Origin of the sequence: Flavobacterium psychroterrae (assembly GCF_018380615.1) — a bacterium.
Classification (GTDB): domain Bacteria; phylum Bacteroidota; class Bacteroidia; order Flavobacteriales; family Flavobacteriaceae; genus Flavobacterium; species Flavobacterium psychroterrae.
Genome location: NZ_JAGYVZ010000019.1, coordinates 77,830 through 96,839, shown reverse-complemented (window position 1 = coordinate 96,839; position 19,010 = coordinate 77,830). Strand labels below are relative to the sequence as shown.

16 protein-coding genes are annotated in these 19,010 nt (G+C 31.1%); all 16 read right to left on the bottom strand.

Features of this window, described 5'->3' with window-relative positions; translation table 11 throughout:
• Window positions 1–7 precede the first annotated feature (7 nt).
• Complete coding sequence (locus KHA90_RS18630) at window positions 8–1,060, bottom strand: hypothetical protein (RefSeq protein WP_213304488.1); 1,053 nt, start codon at window positions 1,058–1,060, stop codon at window positions 8–10.
• 27 nt (window positions 1,061–1,087) lie between these two features.
• The gene (locus tag KHA90_RS18625; protein WP_213304485.1) at window positions 1,088–1,936 is read right to left on the bottom strand and encodes a hypothetical protein; all 849 of its coding nucleotides are present in this window, start codon (window positions 1,934–1,936) and stop codon (window positions 1,088–1,090) included.
• A 227-nt stretch (window positions 1,937–2,163) separates the two neighbouring features.
• Window positions 2,164–2,646: a hypothetical protein gene (locus tag KHA90_RS18620; protein WP_213304482.1), complete on the bottom strand. Its 483-nt coding sequence runs from the start codon at window positions 2,644–2,646 to the stop codon at window positions 2,164–2,166.
• A gap of 92 nt (window positions 2,647–2,738) precedes the next feature.
• Window positions 2,739–3,236, bottom strand: coding sequence for an HD domain-containing protein (locus KHA90_RS18615; protein WP_213304479.1), 498 nt, complete (start codon window positions 3,234–3,236; stop codon window positions 2,739–2,741).
• Between the two features lie 97 nt (window positions 3,237–3,333).
• Complete coding sequence (locus KHA90_RS18610) at window positions 3,334–3,942, bottom strand: hypothetical protein (RefSeq protein WP_213304476.1); 609 nt, start codon at window positions 3,940–3,942, stop codon at window positions 3,334–3,336.
• Window positions 3,943–4,205: 263 nt separating this feature from the next.
• The gene (locus KHA90_RS18605) at window positions 4,206–4,565 is read right to left on the bottom strand and encodes a hypothetical protein (protein ID WP_213304474.1); all 360 of its coding nucleotides are present in this window, start codon (window positions 4,563–4,565) and stop codon (window positions 4,206–4,208) included.
• A gap of 4 nt (window positions 4,566–4,569) precedes the next feature.
• Window positions 4,570–4,905, bottom strand: a complete 336-nt coding sequence (locus KHA90_RS18600; protein ID WP_213304471.1) for a hypothetical protein — start codon at window positions 4,903–4,905, stop codon at window positions 4,570–4,572.
• Window positions 4,905–5,096 carry a hypothetical protein gene (locus KHA90_RS18595; RefSeq protein WP_213304468.1) on the bottom strand — a complete coding sequence of 64 codons (192 nt, stop codon included), beginning with the start codon at window positions 5,094–5,096 and terminating at the stop codon, window positions 4,905–4,907. Before KHA90_RS18595 ends, KHA90_RS18600 begins: the two co-directional genes overlap by 1 nt.
• Window positions 5,097–5,175: 79 nt before the next feature.
• The gene (locus KHA90_RS18590; protein ID WP_213304465.1) at window positions 5,176–5,541 is read right to left on the bottom strand and encodes a hypothetical protein; all 366 of its coding nucleotides are present in this window, start codon (window positions 5,539–5,541) and stop codon (window positions 5,176–5,178) included.
• A gap of 29 nt (window positions 5,542–5,570) precedes the next feature.
• Window positions 5,571–6,020 carry an SMI1/KNR4 family protein gene (locus tag KHA90_RS18585; protein WP_213304462.1) on the bottom strand — a complete coding sequence of 150 codons (450 nt, stop codon included), beginning with the start codon at window positions 6,018–6,020 and terminating at the stop codon, window positions 5,571–5,573.
• A gap of 270 nt (window positions 6,021–6,290) precedes the next feature.
• On the bottom strand, window positions 6,291–6,731 hold the full coding sequence (locus KHA90_RS18580; protein ID WP_213304460.1) for a hypothetical protein: 441 nt from the start codon (window positions 6,729–6,731) through the stop codon (window positions 6,291–6,293).
• 303 nt (window positions 6,732–7,034) lie between these two features.
• On the bottom strand, window positions 7,035–7,532 hold the full coding sequence (locus KHA90_RS18575; protein ID WP_213304457.1) for a hypothetical protein: 498 nt from the start codon (window positions 7,530–7,532) through the stop codon (window positions 7,035–7,037).
• A 213-nt stretch (window positions 7,533–7,745) separates the two neighbouring features.
• Complete coding sequence (locus KHA90_RS18570) at window positions 7,746–8,180, bottom strand: hypothetical protein (protein ID WP_213304454.1); 435 nt, start codon at window positions 8,178–8,180, stop codon at window positions 7,746–7,748.
• 1 nt (window position 8,181) lies between these two features.
• Window positions 8,182–8,631: a hypothetical protein gene (locus KHA90_RS18565; RefSeq protein ID WP_213304451.1), complete on the bottom strand. Its 450-nt coding sequence runs from the start codon at window positions 8,629–8,631 to the stop codon at window positions 8,182–8,184.
• A complete protein-coding gene (locus tag KHA90_RS18560) occupies window positions 8,628–13,859 on the bottom strand; it encodes a fibronectin type III domain-containing protein (protein WP_213304448.1) in 5,232 nt (1,743 codons plus the stop codon). The genes KHA90_RS18565 and KHA90_RS18560 overlap by 4 nt, the downstream gene beginning before the upstream one ends.
• A 2-nt stretch (window positions 13,860–13,861) precedes the next feature.
• Complete coding sequence (locus KHA90_RS18555; RefSeq protein WP_213304435.1) at window positions 13,862–19,009, bottom strand: T9SS type A sorting domain-containing protein; 5,148 nt, start codon at window positions 19,007–19,009, stop codon at window positions 13,862–13,864.
• Window position 19,010: the final 1 nt, after the last annotated feature.

Here is a 19,010-nt window from a genome sequence, read left to right as displayed (position 1 = left end):
AATCTTTTTATTTTTCTACAGCTGCAAATTTTGTCTGGAAATCTGAAATTTTAATGAAATCAGTTGTTGTTACCAAATACAAATCATTGTTTTTAATCTTAAAACTTTTAAGAGAACTAAAATCAACTGTTATGTTAGTTGAAGAATTTTTACCAAATGCAGCAACTTTTATTTCTCCATCTTTAAAAAGTGACAAAGTATTATCTAAAAGGTTTAACTTGTAAATTCCTTTTCCTTTTAATACTAACAAATCATTTTTTGAATCAAAAATAATATCTCTAAAAGCATCATTAGTAACTGTTGTTGAAAGTAAGGTTGAGACTTTCCATTGATTATTAACATACTCTAATTTTCGAAGATTAGAGCTGGCCAAAGTATTTTCACTATATAAATTATCTATAAGGTATAAAGCATTATTATGTGAAATTATTTTAGATACGCTTCCAAAACCGGCATCTAAACCTGCTCCATCAACAATTGCATTTTTTCCTGAACCTGCAACAAAAACATCGGTATTTAATTCCGGAACAAATCGTTTTATATGTCTATTGCCCTGATCAAATACAAAATAAGTATTGTCATTGTTTTCAGTGATTGCCGTAAGCTTAATTTTACTGGCAAACGGAGAACTTATTGGTTTCATTATATAAAATAGATTTATGTCTGTGTAGTTGTTCTCGAAACGAAATATTTTATCACCCTCACTTTCATCATTATATGCTATTATCAAAAAATCTCCGGTAGGCGTAACTGCTAATCTGCTTGATAATAAATTAATATTAGTTATTCCTTTCAATAATGTTAAATTTCCATTTTTATCAATCTTTTGAAATTTAATAATATAATCTTTATCATTAGATGATTGTCCTACAAAGAAAGCAGTATCATCATTGTTTATCACAAAATCATCAGGACTATATCTTGCAATAAAATCTGCTTTTATTTCTCCTTTTTGCAAATCATCCGTTGTTACCGGATCTTCACTTCCTGAATCTGAACTACAGCTATTAAACACCATAAAAAGTTGCAACACTGCTACTAATAAAATTCTCTTTTTCATTTTCTTTTTTTATATTTTTAACTCAATTTATTTTCTGTTTTCAAAATTTGGACTCCCTAAACTGTAGCCGTTTCCAACAAGTACACGTACAACATTCATAGCCGTGATATCTTTACTCATTTTATATCCTATAGGATTTCCTCTATTATCAAAAGTGGCTTTAAATACTTTATTGTCCCATGTAATCAATTCCTGATTTAAAAATTTGTCATAACCTGAAACCATTGCCGCTTTTGCATACCAGGTTGCTATCAATCGATTGTCTAAATCTAAAACATCGTATTTTAATTCTCCATTTGTAAATGGCGAAGTCATTCTAATAAAACCTATTGCCTTATCATTTGGATCTATATTTTTTGCTTTTATACTGTAAATGACACCATTATCATCAATTGCTAACTGATACGTATCTGCCAGACGGCTTGCATTATCGACATCACCCTGAACTCCTAAACGCTTTGCAGCTATACCGGCTGATTCGCCATTTAGAAAATTTTCTATTGCCTCAACATTTAAACCCTCAGCGGTGAAATAACCTCTATCCATTAATTCATAGATGATACTTCTGTCATAATTAAAAGCACTGAATTTTCTACTCTTATTTTTAAAATCTATTTCATTTGTTTTTCCAGTGGTTTCGTTTTTAATCTCTATCCACGGGAGCTTCATCGAATCCTCATTGGGTGCATTTTTTAATTCTGCTGTAATGGAAGCACTTTTATCTAAACTATATATTTTAAAAACCGGCTTTTTACCTTCTACGTAACCAATAGTTTTTTCATCCAGTTTTATTTCTCCTTTGTCTATCTTAATTTTTTGTGCAAAACTGCAAACGCTGATTAGCATTATTAGTACGTTGAAAACATTTTTTTTCATGTGTTATTTTTTTATTTTTTATTGATTTTATTCATAATTATTTTTTTAAGGCTTTTTTCGAAAAAACTTAAATCTTTGTTTTAATATTTAATATTCTTGTTTTTTAAAAAATCATACATTGGAAAAGTTAACTCTGATTCATCTTCTTTTACAAGAAGATTTGGATCATGCTGTTCCTATGTTTATTTTTGGAAAAAAAATAATAAGCTAATTACTATAATTCATTTTTAAAATTTAAATTTTATGATTAACATTGAAATTATATAAAGGACATAATAAAAAATAATCATCTTATTATTACTTTCTTCCAACGTAACATTTATTTCTTTTTCATTATCATAAGCATACTTTATAGCTTTGTTGTCTAAAATCCATAAATTTAAAGAGTCCTTATTATTTTGCATATAGTCATTAATTTCTTGTGTTGGATTTTCATATTCTAGTAAAAAACCCTTTGTTTCCGGAACTGATAAAATTAATCCTTTCTTAAAATAATAATTAATCGTAGAAGAGCTTGATGATGATTTCCCGCTCCTTGTTGTTAAAGTTTGCGATGAATCTATTTTGACCTTTATTTTTTTTATTTTAGTTCTATGGGATATAATTTTATAATTATCATAAAACTCAAATGAAATCAACAAAATAAAAAATGTTGAAAAACATATAAATGCTAATAAAATAATTCCTTTAAAACTGTTTGTTGTACTCATAAAGTATAATCTTATTCTGTTACTTCTACTATCAAAAACAATCACGTCCAGCATTGAGTTGTTTGTGTTTGAACCTCACGTTTATCGTTTGTTTAAAAGAATTGTTTATAATTATCTATTTTTTCTTTTAATCTACTAGCTAAATAGGTATTTCCTTCTTTTAAGGCATCATAAATAAGTATAGATTCTTTATGGTATTCTGTTTTTCTTTCTAATGTCCAATAATAAGGAGGTGCATACAAATTACATATTCTATTCTCCATTTGAAGTGCTTTATCTTTTATAGTACTATCTTTTGATAAAGCATTAACTGCATTTGCTACTTGTACTCCAAATAAATCTCTAATTTTATCATATGTGATTTGAGTGTCTTCTATAGTATCATGTAACAATGCACAGGTTAAAGAAAAGTCAGCATTCATTGTTTTATCATGTTCAAACGATTGTATTATTTCAAATACCACACTTCCTATATGATTTATATATTCAATTTGTTGCCCTTCCTCGTCTCCTCCATATTTTTGTCCCTGATGCAATTTAGAAACTAAATACCATGTTTCTTGCAAACTATCTATTGACCAATTTTTCATAAACTATACTATACCATATTTATATTCCATTTTGATAAACCTCCATTATGTAATCAATTTGAGACTCAGCTTCGTTATTTGCTTTTCAATATCATTTTTAATGTAAACTTATTTCTACTTTTGATATGTATTCGTCATCCATATCTAATACATCTTGTCTTAATTTTAAAACATCTTCTATATGAGCTTCAGTTAAATTGGTGTAGAATTTAATAGCCTTGCTAATTCCAATATTCAATAAAAATTTTAAAGCATCAATCTTGACAATATTTTTTCTAAAGCTTCCCATAATAATTTCTTTTTCACATACGGAGCTATTTAAAATTTCTTTAATTTTTGACTCTTCATAATTATAAGACTTAAAAAAAAATGGCGTAGATATTTCGGATCGATTGATATACTCTATATTCATAAAAAAATTAAGCTCTGCTTTAACTACAATAATATCCTGACCGTAATAACTATGTTTTGAAATTACATTTAAATTAAGATAATACGAATGATCGCCCTCATCTTCAATATAAATTGCATATAAATCAGATACATTAAAGTTTTTAAAAAATGATTTTGCGTAGTCAGTACTGAATACATCCACAGATACATTGTACTTAATATCACCTTTATAGTTAGTCTGTATAAAAGGTATGTCATCATATCCTGTAACAAAACTTTGAGATACTAAATTATATTTTCTTACTATTTCCATATCATTATTAAACTTTTTACTTTTTATTCTAAAATATAACTAACAAACTCATCTTTCTTATCAAACGGTATATCATTATGAAGAGATTTTAATTTCCTCGATTAAAAGTTTTAATATCTCGGAAAATATATTATCCCTTAAAAATTTTGCATAGGAAAAAGTGTAAATCACTTTTTAATGTTATTTTTTCTTTACAAAATCAATATCTTTCTTAAATAAAGCTCTACACGTTTTTCAGCATACTGATCTATATTTTTAAAAAATTAACAATTTTGAAATTTAATTAAATAATTTCTCCAGTCTCGGGTCAATTCATAAAGTTCTTCCGTAGGAATTTCAGCTATACATTTCCATTCATTAAATGTATCTATAACTTGAGATATATCTTTTTTGCATTCGATAGAATAAACTTCATATCCAAAATCATATTGTTCCTCCTTTCCTTCGAATAACTGTTCTAAATAAAATACTATTTCAATTAAATAATCTAAACTTAAATTCAATATTTCGGTTAGAAAATAATCTCCATATTGTTCATGATCTTCAATATAAAGAGAAGGAACAATCTTTATCATACCAGCTCTTTCATCAAAATATTCATAATTTTCAATTTTATATTTCATTATCCTAATATTTTTTATACGGATCTTTTTTGTACAAATCTGAAACACTTTTATATGTATCTCTTAAATCTTGCAATTTGTATTGCATATAAAATGCTGTATTTTCTAATTCATTAAAAATAGGCTCTACAACTTCTTCAAAAAGTACATGACCTGAATCCTTAAGATTTAATCGTTTATTTAGAGCGAATAACTCTATATACATCATATTTTTTAAGCGAAATAATACAAACTCTTCTCCTAATGTATTTTCATGATTAAAAACAACTGAACTAACCTCGTCTAAGAATTCAATTATGAGTTTATTTAATTTTACAATTGATTCTTCATATAAAATCATTAAATCAGAATATGCTTCTTAAAAATATATTTTTTCGTTAATTCTTTTGTTCTAAGTTCTAGTTTTTCCGTATCCGAAAGTAAAATCCAGTGCACGTCTTTTTTAAGCCCCTCTATAAGTTGTATTTCATATCTGTGAGTATTCTTTAAAAGATACAAATCTTCAATTTTAATTATTTCATCTAATTTCATAATTCTTTTATTACACTATTCAATAAGCTACAAAAATTAGGAGATAAATAGTTTGCTCGTGATACCTGCATTACTTCTATTAAACAATTTCTACAACTCCAAAAACACGACAACTATAATACCCTCCATATTCTTTAAAATTGAAAATCACTATAAATTCTTTATTACAAGTACTAGAAAATGTTTTTATATATCTATACTCATGTTTTCTATCTTCCTTTTCTAAATTTTCAATTTTATCAATCCCAATTTTTGCTAACTCTTCATAAGTTATATTTCTTTCAACTATAACTTCTTCATAAAGCGATATTGATTTTTTTAGTGATAAGATTACTTGATGTTTCTCTCCTTTATCATTACAATAAAAAGTAAGAGGAACTTCATCATCATAGTTGTTCACCGGAAAAGTCTCTTGACTTAATTGAATTTTCTTTACAAAAACCATATTTACTATCTTTATTATTACTTCTATAGTTATTTAATTAACAATTTTAGCCCCTCATCTTTTACAAAATCACTAAACGTATTTTTGAATTTCAATATCTCTAATCCATCATTTAAAATGTATACCTCAGGATCATCTTTCCCTGATTCACAATCAAAAAAATAAAAGATATACCCTTGCCATTGTCCAAAAAAGAAATAATTCTTTTTTATAAAAGGTTTTTCATTTTCCGCTTTTCTATCATCAAAATTTATCATTTCAATAACATCTGACTTATTTTCTTTCAATGAAGGATAAGTCATATAATAACTACCAAATAGGTTACCAGTATGACTACCAAACTTCAATAAGTATTCTTTATAAGCCAATGGAAGTTTTAGTTGAAATTCATTTTCAATTTCATCTATTGTTTCACTTGTAATTCCTTTTGAATTACCAATTTCTGATTTATAATGTGTCAAAAAAGATAAGTATTGCATAGTTTTTATTTTAATAATGTAATTTCGGACTTGTAACAACTCTAATTTTTACACTAGGACACATATCCCGCTGCTGGCGAGAGCATCTTGCTCGTGCAAACGATCTAAATCACTTATATTTATCTCTAAACAGCCTGATCATAGTTTACTTACCTTCTTCTAAACAAACTTTTAAAAGACTAAATTTCAATGAACGTATATTATTTTTTTCATTTAGCGTGAACTAACTCTCTTTGCGATCACTTGAAAGTTTCTCGTGATACTCGGGGTTTATAGATGTTTTAAACTTATACTTCCTACTAATTCTGGACTTCTCCCCATAGATACTTCTATTTTCAGTGTTTCACTAATAGGAAAATCTAAAGTTTCTCGTGGCAAAAATCTATCAATTACTTTGCTTGGAGGTCTTTTAACTTTTATTTCTGGAAAATATTTTTCCACATCATTAGATAAAAAAGGAACTTCTAATTTTTTATCGAATACAATTATATCCCCTTTATAATAGGGACTACTTTGGAATTGATAGGGATAAATTTCTATACTAGTGATTATACTTTCTTTAGCTCTAATAATAATGTACTCTTTACTAAATTCATATAACTCATATTCGGGATGTTCAGCAATATAACTCTCTTTTTTATATGGAATATTACAATATTGATTTAACCATTTCTCTATATTAATTCCAATATCAATGGCAATTTCTTCCAAGTATAATCTGTCTTTTTTGAATTATACATATTTAATACTATTTAATTTTTTCATAAGATTTTGTTATATCATTAAATTTATAATTGTATTTGGTTACTAAAGGTTCAATAAATGTTCCCCCCGCTCCCGCACGAATCCTTTCTTGTGGTAAGTCTTACTTGCGCTCTCAGAATCATTAAATTTATAATCTCTAATCATTTTTATTTTATTAAACCTTTATAAAAAACTAGATTTTGACCTGCATACCGCCCCACGAATGATTCGCGCGGAAGCGGGGGCGAGCTAAAAAATTTTTTATCTTATTTAAATTTCTGAACCGTTATCATTTTCATTTAAAATTCTTTCTAAAACAGCACTTTGTGTTAAATATAATGTATCATATTTAGTTAAATCATAATTTTCTTTTTCAGGTCTTAACTTTTTAAGTAATTCAGGTTGTCCATTAGGGAAATTTATAATGCAAAAACCTGTGTAGCCTTTCGGTAATAATTCAACCTCATAACTCCTATTTACAGATACATATTCTAAAATGGCATCTGTCTTAACATACTTTTCTACTTCATTGTGAGAAAATAAAATATCAAATTTTGTGTTGCATAATATATCAGCACACAAAGTCCTACAATCGCTTATTATTTGATTATCATTTAATATTAAAGAATTTAATTTATGTTGAGGATTCACACTATAATATTTCTTGGTTTGTTCCCAATCAGGTATCTGAATAAGTGGCAAAACAGGAAACAAACACTTTAAAATTATCTCTTCACAATCCAATTGTATTTTTGAAAAAATCGCCATAGCCAGATTTTATTTTTTAATATTGTATTTAATGGCCCCTTGTCTAGAATCTCGCTGTGACAAAAGTGACTCAACTTTGTACCTTTTCCTTTATGCTTAATTTTTATTAAACTGCATACTCTTTTTATTTCAATGAACATATATTCTTTAATCTCTATATTATTTTGCTGCAACAAGCAAGATGCTCTCAACGGTACGAGAATATTTTTTATATCATGGAATAATTTTTACCAACTCTTCCCATAATTTTTTTGAGCAGAGATATAAAAGATCTTTTTCTTCTTTATTTTTAATTAAAGGAGGAATACCGTTCGGAAACTCAATTAATGCCGTTACACTCCAAGTCGCGGGTACAACCTCTATTTCTTTCGCTCCCAATGCATATACATTCTTAATTATTGCCATCGTATGATTATTTTCATCAATATTATTACGTTTAAAGATGAAATCATAAGTATGATTAATTGGTATATCTTGATAACAGCCTAAAACGTCATAAAGAATTGCATTTTCAGGAATTTTAAAAAGAGGATTTTTTGCTAATAGCTTTTCTAAAATATCGTCTCCTGTCTTTTTACTTAATACAATATAGGGTTTTTCATACAATAACCTACTAGACCAAACTTCTTCTATGTTAATATTTTTCATTTTAATATTTCAATATTTTTTCCAGCAAAGGAATTTGAGTGATAATTAAATTATCATGATGTAAATCCTTTTTTTCCATGTAACATTGCAACTTATTTAATATTTCAGGTTTACCGTCCTCAAACTCAAATAAGCACAGAGCTGAATAGTTCATTGGTATATAATCAATTTCATAGCTTGGATTAACAGAAACATATTTTAAGACACATTTTGTTTTTAGCCAATTATCGATATTATTATACATGAATATAATATCAAATGTTGTATCTACTTTTACATCCAAATCGTAAGCCCTTGCGAATAAAAAGATTTGATTAGGATTTACAATCTTAGGTAAGTTGCCTTTTTGTAAATCTTTTTCTCTAGGAATGTCTTGCAAAAACAAAGCAGGAAACTCCCTTAAACTTCCATCAGAATAAAGTTTTGTTTCAATATTTCCAAAATTTCTCATAACTCATTATATTTTATTGCTTTTTGATAGAATTCAAATGATTTATCTAATGATGATGCTGGCCACTTTTTTAATGCTTCATTCGCTTCGTCTCTTGTCAAAGTACGTGGTAAATCAATCCCATAAATCTCTTTTACAAGTTTTCTTGCATTTTCAACAGATATTTCAATTTTAGCTGTTTTGCCAAAATTATCAGCAGAAGTGTTAAATACAATTTCTAATTCAAGTTCTATTCTCCTATTTGGCGCAGACAGACTAATGTTTCTTAAATCATTTGGAGTCCCCATTTGTAAAATCCCTTTATATCCTCCATTCTTTGTAGCGCTTTCTATAGAAAATATTGTCCCTTTTATTGGATCTGTAGAAACAGACATACCTCCTCCTTGTGCATTTGTACTACCAGGAAATAGACTACCATCTAATTTACTTCTGTTAGTTCCTCTAAAAAATGATTTTATTCCTCTTACTTCTAAATCAGAAACAGTTGTAGATTCAGTAACATTATCTAAAAATTCTATTAATTCATCCGTCGTCGTAATCTTTTTTACTCTTGATAAACTTAACTCCTTAAAAGCATTTTGTAACTCTTCAGTTGTTGGGTTTTCATATTTACTGGAAAGAATGTGATTTCCAGTTTTTAATTCTAATACGTAAAATTCATTACTGTTATTTACAACCTTCACATAGCCTGCTAGTATTTGATTCTTTTCTGCCTTTATGAAAGCATAACCTAACTCAGGATCTAAAAATAAAAATTCGTGATTTGTTGCGCTTACAGGTTTATTTAAAAACTCTAAAACTTTTGCATCAGTTACAACAGTTTCATTTACTAATCTACTAAACTTACTTGCTAAATAAAATTTTTCACTGAAAACAACAAACCTTTCTACAAGTTTTGCGGCTGTTAATAAAGTTGGTCCTAAAGCATATCCTGCAGCATACATCAATGCAATATCTGTTTGCCCGGTTGAGGCATAATAAACAATTGCCAGACCATCTATGACAACAGCTACATTACCAAAAGGCATTGAAGCAATACCAGCTACTAAAAGAGCTTTATCAATGGTTTCTCCATTACAAGATTGATTTAGGGTGAATTTACAGTCTACAATCTTAACTCGTATATCATCTGATCCTGCTAGATTATTTTTGTCTATATCTTTACGTTGAAGTTTCCAACCAGCAAACTCATCAGCGTACACTAACGCCAAGTTTAATCCTTGTTCTGAAACAAATTCTTCTTTAAGCTCTTTTAAGCCTATTGTTACATTTAATGGTTTAGTAATATTTGTTTGAGTGTCTTTGAAGAAATATTTAGCTTCTATTGCGTTACCAATTTGGTTATCAGTAACAGCCACCTTTCCATTAATATTTTTTGTTATAAATTTAAACTCAACATCAGCATTCTTTTCCTCATCTGTTGCTAATTCTATTTCATAAATGTATTGTAATTGTTTTTTGGGTACTGTTTTATAGAATTGGATTAAAGACTGACCGAAATTTTTAAACTTATTATCGTCATTAATTTTCAATAAATTATTAGCATTAGCTTTTATTGAATCGCTAATTTCCGTACCATAGGCAAAATAAGTTTTCCATTCTAATACATTTTGAGCGTTCATATTTCGCACCACTAATACATAAATCCCTTTTGCTTTTGAAATATTACTATTTTCGAAAATGTTTTTCGCAAATCTATCTCCTTCTTCTTGAGTAAAAGTACATGTTATTTCTACAAAGTTAATATGTAGTTGAATTCCTGAACTAACTTCTAAATAAGCCAATTTGTTATTTAATTCTTCAATATACTTTGGCTCAAATATCGGGTTTCCATTATATTGTTGAGAAGGATTGATATATTTTAATCCTCCTAAGCTGATCAATTTTAAATCGTCTCCAGACTTATTTTTTGAATTTTCTTTAAGATTGTGATCAAGATTCATTACAGTAACTTGTCCCCAAGTCTTAATATCATTATTGTAAGTAAATAATGATTTTTGGTAATAAGCATCCGTTCCACAATCTCTTATAATTTTAATATTCTGATCGTTTACATTAACAACACTTAAAACTTCTTTTCCTTTACTACTTTCATTCCATTCTTTAGCCTGAGGATCATTACAAATAATTGTTTTTTTCGTTTTAGAATCTTTGTATGTAAGCATAAACTCTTTAAGAGTTTTATTGCTGTCTAAATAATCTGAAACTAGAACTGTGACATACGTTGTTTTTCCACATTCATTGTCTTTATTAAAAAATAAGTATAGCCATTTGTTACTAATAGACTTTAGATTAGTAACTTTTTTTAATGGATAGCTTCCGGATTGATTTATATATTCAACATCTTTCCACCAATATGAATTTCCATTGAATACAAATCCAGGAATAGTTCCATCATTAGTCCTAACATCATTACTTGAGTAAGTATTCCTATCTACTTTGCTTCGTTCTGATCCAATACTGAATACTTCGAAATTAGGACTTACCACATAACCATCAGCAAACTCCCCACTAGCCTGACTTTGAAACGCATACAATTTAAATACAGGATCATTAATTTGTTTCCAATCCTGATGATTCAAGATAGTTCCTGAACTATAATCCATCAATAAATCAGTACTTGATTCAGAAGTTTTATAAGTATCAAAAGGGTGTTCGAGTTTAAAAATTCCGTGACCTAATTCGTGTGCAGGAGTTTTAGTTCCCCCTACCCCCGAAGGGGGAGTAAATACATAACCGAATTGGCCATTCAAACGCATATAACCTTCTTGTCCTGTACTGGATTTTTTATCGGTTATAAACAGTACGTAGCTATTTCCGTCACCCTTGTACAGAGCGTTTATGTTTTGCTGAACGGTACTGTAAGTTGATGTAAGTGTATTTTTTTCTGTCTTAATTTTATCAACACTATTTGGAACTACGCTTTCAAAATTTTCTAGTACTCCTTCTTTTTTAAAGTTTATTTTAATTCCTACTTTATCATAGATGGACTTAGTGCTGGCAATAACGGCATCAAGTTTCTTTTCAGAAACGTCATCTGTAGGAACCAAAGCAACATTCACCTCTTTTGGCGAAATATTTACCAGCATGAAAGCGCCAATTACCTGCCATTTTTTGCCTTGTTTTACGGTGGCTAATATTTGTTCTTCGGCATAACTCAGAGTTCCTTTTACAGTTAACACAAAAACTTTATCGTTTCTTTTAAAGTCAATTTTTGCGCCATTTTGGGTTTTAAAAACAATACTGTCTAATTGTATATTGCTATCCGTAACATTTACTGTAGCTAATAAGGTATCTGTATCGCCATTTAAAACTGCTTTGTAAGGCAACGCTACATTACCCACTTTTTTGTATAACTTTTGTAAAGCATCAGTTGCTTTTTCCGGCATTACATCAAACGCATATTTACTGCCATTACCAGTAAAGGCAATTGAGATTCCCTTAGCCGTAAATGCTGTTGCCTGACCGGTTTTGTCAACTCCATCTGTATTTTCTGGAATTGGTTTACCTCCCTGGGCAAATTCAGTACCTTGATTACTGCCGTTTCCTGCACTGTCTACGTTATAAACTTTAGGCGGAATTTTATTTCCTTTTTCATCTACACCTCCACTATCTGTAATAACAGTATCTTTTCCTCCCGGAATGGTTACTTGTTGCCCATCGAATCCATTTACAAGAATATCGCCATTGGCATTAATAACAATATCTTTTATGATAAACGGAACAGTTTCTTCTATTTGTCCTCCTTGACCTTCGCCGGTAAAATCTTCTACATCAGTAATATTTTTCCAGTCCGGATTATAGCTGGTTTCTACAACACCGCTTATTAATTGATAATCGGTATTGATTACGATGCTATTAAATTCAACTGCAATTTTAGTATCGGCTAAATAAGGCACAATAATATAACCTCGTCCTGAATAAGGGCTGTTTTCGCCTTTAAGTTCTAAAATCGTTACCGGAAAATCCCCTGCTTTAAAGGTTTCGCTTTGTATTAAATTAGTAAGCGGTTTTTGATTCTGAATATTAATTTCAGGCGTAATACCACAATTATATGCAGGAACACCATTCGTTTGTGTAGGTGTTGTAAATGTGCTGACTCCGGAATAGGTAAATGACTGAACTCCATCTGCTGCGGGATCACAACTTGAACCTACCCTAAACTGATAGGTAACACCAGGCTCTAAATTGGTAATTAAACTTTGTGTGTTTAAACTGTTTGTAGAGAACCATTGCGCATTGCGAACATCCTGTTTTTTGTATTGTACCTGATAGCGGGTATGTTCCGGTGTTCCTTCCCACGTAATTTTTACACTTTTAGAATTCTGGGCTTCGCTTAACAAAAAGGTTGGTGTTGCGCATGAAGCGGTATATTTAAACGAATATATCTCGCTGTATCCGTCGTTTTTAAAGACCGCGTTTTCTGAAAGTCCTGTTGTAGAAATCGCTCTTACCCTCCATGCATATCGCAAACCGGGAGTAAGAATGGGCATACTTAAATTATACAATAAAGCGGTCGAAAAAAGTGTTTCCTCATATAAAATGGGAGACATCTGGAACGCAAATTGTGGGTCTAATGTAGGATCTATAAGTTGTTTTAACTCAAATTTGTATGATACATTAGTGGCATTTATCTGGCGTGGTGTCCAGGTAAATAAAATATTCGGAAATTCTGTCGAGGCAATTTGTTCGTTTTTTTGCGGTGTATTCAATAAAGGCGGATCGTTTAATATCAAATACAAACTCGCACAGCTTTTTTGTGAAATTTTTTGATTGGTTACAAAATCATACATCTCAAAACAAAAATTGTACATTCCTTCCGGTAAGCCATTCGCATATTGTGCAGGAGAAATTCCCTGCAGGTTTTCAAGCCTGAAAAGCGCTGCAATATCAGTATTTGTAAGCGTTTGTAATTCCCCGCCATTTATAAAAATTGGTCGCTGTCCTTGTATAAAATCGCTGCTTTGTACATTAAGTCCGTTACCTTGTATGTACAATTTTAAACGTACTTGTCTTTGTGCAATCGCAATATCTGTAGGATTGATCAGCAACTGCATTTTGGTATCCATGCTAGTCACGTAATCAGTCAATTTGATGCTATACGGACTATTAAAAACCGGCGTTAACTGTACGGGATATAGCTGAGCGTAAGCTGCTGAGCCAAAGCCCCCTAGCCCCAAAAGGGGAAACAAAATGAATAATATTATATTTTTGAAAAAGTTCTTCATTTTTAGTAGATAATAATTTTTTTAACCAATGTTTGTTGCCCTGTTTCTAATACTAAAATATACATTCCGGATTCTAACGAAGTTTCAAAATCTACTTCGTATTTCTTTTTACCGGATTCTTTTTTCTGGATCATCGTATTTTGACCCGTTGTAGAAAATAATCTTAAGTTGATGGCACTGGTATTCTCTAAAGTTACAAGTGCTTTAAAATTACCATTACTCGGATTTGGCGTTACAATAAAATCAACAATAAATTGCGATGCAGTTTCACTATTTGGCAATGTGCTTCGCTGTTCTACTGTAATATTTTTGTTGTAAACTGCGTAACATTCTCCCTGCGTTTGCTCTAAACCAATGGAATAAACTCCTGTCGCATGAAACTTTAATGTGATGTATTTTTCCTTTTGTTCTACTACTTTTACTCCTTTAGGAAGTACCCAATTTGTGCTTTCGCCAAAAGGATTACTGGTATTGATTAAAATTACTTCTTCATCTAAATAGGCTTGTGAGCTTAATAAAAACTCAGAACTAATGGCTGTCTGACTTGTTTTTATTGCAATTTCATCTTCACCAATACACCCTAAACCTGAAGTTACTTTTACATGATATGTTCCGGATTTTGATATGTTTATTTTTGCTTCATTCGATGTAAATCCGTTTGTTGATGTCCAGCTGTATGTTGCTTTTTTATCTGCAATTGTCGCATCTAAATCAAGATTTTGATCGATACACAATGTTCTGTCAGGACCAATATTAACAATAACCGGTTCCGGATCTTTTAAAACAAATTTCTTTTTGTACACACAACAATCCGGACAGGTAATCGCCACTTCATAATTTCCTGCTGTAAGGTTGTTGAGGTCTTTAGTAGTTGCTCCTGTATTCCATAAATAGCTGTACGGCAAGTTTCCGCCTGTCACATTGAGTTCAATTGCGGCATCATTTCCTTTATAACAAGTAGGATTTTTGACCGTTTCTGTAGTAAATATTCCGTTAGGGTCACCTACAAAAATACTTCCCTGAACAATACATCCTTTTGCATCTGTTGCGATTACAAAGTAGTTGTTTGTTGTAATATTTTCAATTTTAGATGTTGTTTCGCCATTGGTCCACTCGTATGTATAAGGTGCAGTTCCGCCGGAAACATGCGCTTCTGCCCAACCGTCATCTCCTGTGGTACAACCTACATCAAACTTGGTAAAGGTTAATTGTAATTTTGCCGGTTCCGGCATTGGGTAGGTTACATCAACTTCTTTTACCAAAAGATTATTAACATATGTTCCAAGTTTAATTCCGTTGGCATCCTCAATATTCAGAGCATAGGTTCCGTTAGATAAGTTTTCGGCTGTTTCATCATGATCGTTCCATATTATCCACGAGTTACCCACTTGTTTTTTCCAGGTATAATAATACGGCAAACCGTTATTTTTAGCAGCGGCTAACTGAATTCCTCCTGTAACATGAGCAACTAAAATACCGTCCTGAGATTCATCTCTTTGACTGTCCTGCGGATTAGCATCTGTTTCGTTCCCAAATTGATTGCTCACATTACATGAAATAGTACGAACAACTTCAAAAGTAACTTCAAGCGGATCCGGGTCATCTAAAGCGGTAACCGAATTGGCAACGGTACAACTTGTTTTATTGGTGGCAGCATTATAATTAGCGTCACGAACCGTTAAGCTATACAATTCCTCACCCACTCCGTTTAAAGTAATGGTATAAATACCATTACTAAAAGCAGTTGTTGTTGTCGTTTGCTTTATGCCTTTACTGTTTTTCCATTCAAACCAGTATGAGTTGTCCGGTAAAATAGTACCACCGGTAACTTCTACTACAATTTTTCCATTAGTAGCTTTGTAAAAACTTGGGTTGAGCACCTCAGTATATTTAATAGCAAGTGGTGTTGCAGGTTCTTTAATTATAACACTTGCTTGTGTAGTACATTCTCTAAAATCTGTAACAAATACTGTATATGTACCGGCTTTTAAAACAGTGTTTTCATCAATTTCTACTCCATTTGACCATTTGTATGTGTACGGAGCTGTTCCGCCTGTTACAATTGCTGTTGCCCAACCGTCATTTCCGCCATTACAAAAAACATTTCCCTGAGTAATGGTAACAGATAATTTAGGCGGCTCCTGCATGAATTGTGTAACATCAATTTCTTGTGTAAGTAGATTATTTACATAAGTTCCTAACCTGATGCCGTTTCTGTCTTGTACGTTTAAAGCATAATTTCCGTGTGAAAGGTTTATAGCTGTTTCACTTGTAATATCAGCCAAGGGCAACCAAGTACCGTCTGCTTGTTGTTTTTTCCAATAAAAATAATAAGGCAATCCATTATTTTTATCTGCTTCAAGCGGAGTTCCGCCCGTAACATGAGCGACTACAATACCGTCTTGTGATTCATCACGCTGACTATCGTTGGGTGTGGTATCTTTAGCATTCCCAAATTCGTTATTTTTATTACAAGAAATAGTTCGAACAACTTCAAAAACAACTTTTAAAGGATCCGGCTCATTTAATGTCATTTTAGACTCTAATACAGAACAATTAATGATTTGGCTTGTTGCCTCATCATAATTTTTATCTTTAATCGTTAAAAAATAATCATCTGCCGGAACACCATTCATGGTAATCGTATAAACTCCATTTTCTAACACAGCGGTAGTAGTTTGTAATTCTCCTTTTGAGTTTTTCCATTCGTAATTATACAATTTACCGTTATTTTCTGTGCCATCAAAAGGCGTTCCTCCTTTTATCTCGGCTACAATGCGTCCGTTAGTAGCTCCTGAAAAAGTAGGGGTAATAATTTCATTGTATTTGTATAAGATTTGTACAGGCGATTGCGGCTCTGTTATATCAACACTTCCCGATATAGAACATTCGTTTTTATCCGAAACTGTAACAGTATAAGTACCTAATGTTAATTGAGATATTTTATTTGCATCAACAATTCCGCCACCTGTATTATACCAGATGTAGGTGTAATCGCCTGTACCTCCTGTAACATTTGCAGTAGCCCAACCGTTATTACCGTCGTGACAGGAAATATTTCCTGAGGTAAAGGATAATTCTAATTTTGTTGGTTCTACAATTTCTATCGTTGCCGGAATTGCAGTTTCCAGATCTGTAGTATTATAAGTTCCCTGAACAATATTATTAGCATCTACAATGTTTAACGAATAGTTTCCTTTGCCCAGACCAGTTGCCGTATCAGTTTTATAATCTTTTAATTCATCCCATACATTAGTTACGGTATTGAATTTTGACCAGATAAATTTATAGGGTAAACCACTATTTGCAGATCCTGTAAATTTAATTCCTCCAATTACTGTGGCTGTTAAAATCGCATCTGACAATTTATTTGCATCGCCTGTATCAGGATCGTGATTTTCTGTATTACAGGAAATTGCCTTTGTTTCCGTCAGTGTAATTACTATTTTCTCTGGTTGTGTTAACGTTTGAGATGATTCAATAATAGAACAAGTTGCCTTATTTACGGCATTACTGTAATTTTTATCTTTTACTGTTAGTTTATATTCTCCTTGAGGAACGTTTTCTAACGTAATATTATATGTTTTATCTGCAGTGTTATATTGACCAGTTGCGGGTAACACAACTCCACTGCTGTTTTTCCACTCATAAGCATATGTTTTATCATCATTAATAGTTCCGCCGGTTATTGCAGCTACAATTTTTCCGTTAGCTGCTCCATAAAATGTTGGTTCAGTTTTTAATGTGTAATTCAATGCTAAAGGCAATAATGGCTGTTCTATTGTTTTTTCTAAAATTTTATCCAGACCAAGTTGAATCTCTTCACCAACCAATGTTTGTATTTTGGCAATACAGCCCATCATATCTTTTACTTTAATCTTATAAGTACCAGGTGTCAAACCCGTAATAGTATGTGCTTTATTATTTGCAAAAGGAACCCAGGTCGATCCATTGTCTAACGAATAATAATCATTGCCTGATGTGCTTCGCGTTCCTCCGGTTGGTGTAATAGTTATAGTCCCGTCACCTCCATTATAACATTGAACATCTGTAGCGTTTAATGTAAAATCTAAGATAGGCGGAGAAGCAATTGTAAAAGTTGCAATTGCAAATAAATCCTTGCTGTCAGGAGAAGTTGAAGTATTTAATCCATTTATAAAACCAATTAATTGAAGCGTATATTGACCTGCCTCTATGCCTGAAATAGTAAAATTTTTATTACTATCAATTAATAAATCACCATTATAATCACTAGGAGTACCGGTGCCAAGATCCAGTAAAGTATATCTTAATTGTTCACCAGGAAATAAAATTCTATTAAACGCAAGCTTTACAGATCCATCTTTAGAATCGCTACACGTTGGCTGTTTAGCTGCTGCTGAAAGTACTTTAGGAGCAGATAAACGTACATTATATTTTACAGGATCAGAAACAATATTACATGCTTTCTGCCTAAAATAAATTGGCTTACCTACATAGTTCATTACATTATTACCTAAAATGTCAACAGCATTCGCTGTAAAGCTGGATTCACCATTATATTGTGGTAAATTTATCCAAAGTGGGGAATTAGGATCTCTATTATCAGGCGGATTAAAAGAATATTGCCATCTATACTCCGAAGATAAAAATCCTGTATTTGATTTTATTGTAATTTTAGTTTCTGTTGGGAAGTCAGTATAAATTCCCGGATCTACAACAACAAGATTAGGAGTTTTAACAATAGTCAATTGATCATCCCACCATCTTACAATATCTGAATAAGTATTGGTACAGGAATTAAATTGGGTACTTTCTGTTAAAGCATCATTAAAAGAACCACTTCCTCCGCAACCACCAATTTTTCTTTTCCAGTTTCTGGATGCAGTAACTTGAATTTTACTGAATTTTCTCGTTGAAGAAATATTCCTTGTATTTTCAAAAACTGTGTATTGGTCTCTTGAGGTGCTACTTAATCCTTCGTTAATTAATAGTTCCGGATTACCTGTAGTAAAGAGTAAATTAATTCTTACGTCGTTCCTGCAGCTTCCGCCATAACTTCCGGAAGATGGTCGTATTTTTAATGTTGTTGTTACTTTATAATCTCCAACACTTTGTGCAAAACCAAATCCTGAAACCAATAAAATTATCAATAAGTAAAAATTCTTCATA

Coding starts and splice junctions, on each gene's coding strand:
- KHA90_RS18620 (WP_213304482.1), bottom strand. CDS start 2,646: ATGAGTACAACAAACAGTTTTAAAGGAATTATTTTATTAGCATTTATA.
- KHA90_RS18590 (WP_213304465.1), bottom strand. CDS start 5,541: ATGGTTTTTGTAAAGAAAATTCAATTAAGTCAAGAGACTTTTCCGGTG.
- KHA90_RS18565 (WP_213304451.1), bottom strand. CDS start 8,631: ATGAGAAATTTTGGAAATATTGAAACAAAACTTTATTCTGATGGAAGT.
- KHA90_RS18605 (WP_213304474.1), bottom strand. CDS start 4,565: ATGAAATATAAAATTGAAAATTATGAATATTTTGATGAAAGAGCTGGT.
- KHA90_RS18615 (WP_213304479.1), bottom strand. CDS start 3,236: ATGAAAAATTGGTCAATAGATAGTTTGCAAGAAACATGGTATTTAGTT.
- KHA90_RS18625 (WP_213304485.1), bottom strand. CDS start 1,936: ATGAAAAAAAATGTTTTCAACGTACTAATAATGCTAATCAGCGTTTGC.
- KHA90_RS18570 (WP_213304454.1), bottom strand. CDS start 8,180: ATGAAAAATATTAACATAGAAGAAGTTTGGTCTAGTAGGTTATTGTAT.
- KHA90_RS18610 (WP_213304476.1), bottom strand. CDS start 3,942: ATGGAAATAGTAAGAAAATATAATTTAGTATCTCAAAGTTTTGTTACA.
- KHA90_RS18575 (WP_213304457.1), bottom strand. CDS start 7,532: ATGGCGATTTTTTCAAAAATACAATTGGATTGTGAAGAGATAATTTTA.
- KHA90_RS18560 (WP_213304448.1), bottom strand. CDS start 13,859: ATGAAGAACTTTTTCAAAAATATAATATTATTCATTTTGTTTCCCCTT.
- KHA90_RS18555 (WP_213304435.1), bottom strand. CDS start 19,009: ATGAAGAATTTTTACTTATTGATAATTTTATTGGTTTCAGGATTTGGT.
- KHA90_RS18630 (WP_213304488.1), bottom strand. CDS start 1,060: ATGAAAAAGAGAATTTTATTAGTAGCAGTGTTGCAACTTTTTATGGTG.
- KHA90_RS18595 (WP_213304468.1), bottom strand. CDS start 5,096: ATGAAATTAGATGAAATAATTAAAATTGAAGATTTGTATCTTTTAAAG.
- KHA90_RS18585 (WP_213304462.1), bottom strand. CDS start 6,020: ATGCAATACTTATCTTTTTTGACACATTATAAATCAGAAATTGGTAAT.
- KHA90_RS18600 (WP_213304471.1), bottom strand. CDS start 4,905: ATGATTTTATATGAAGAATCAATTGTAAAATTAAATAAACTCATAATT.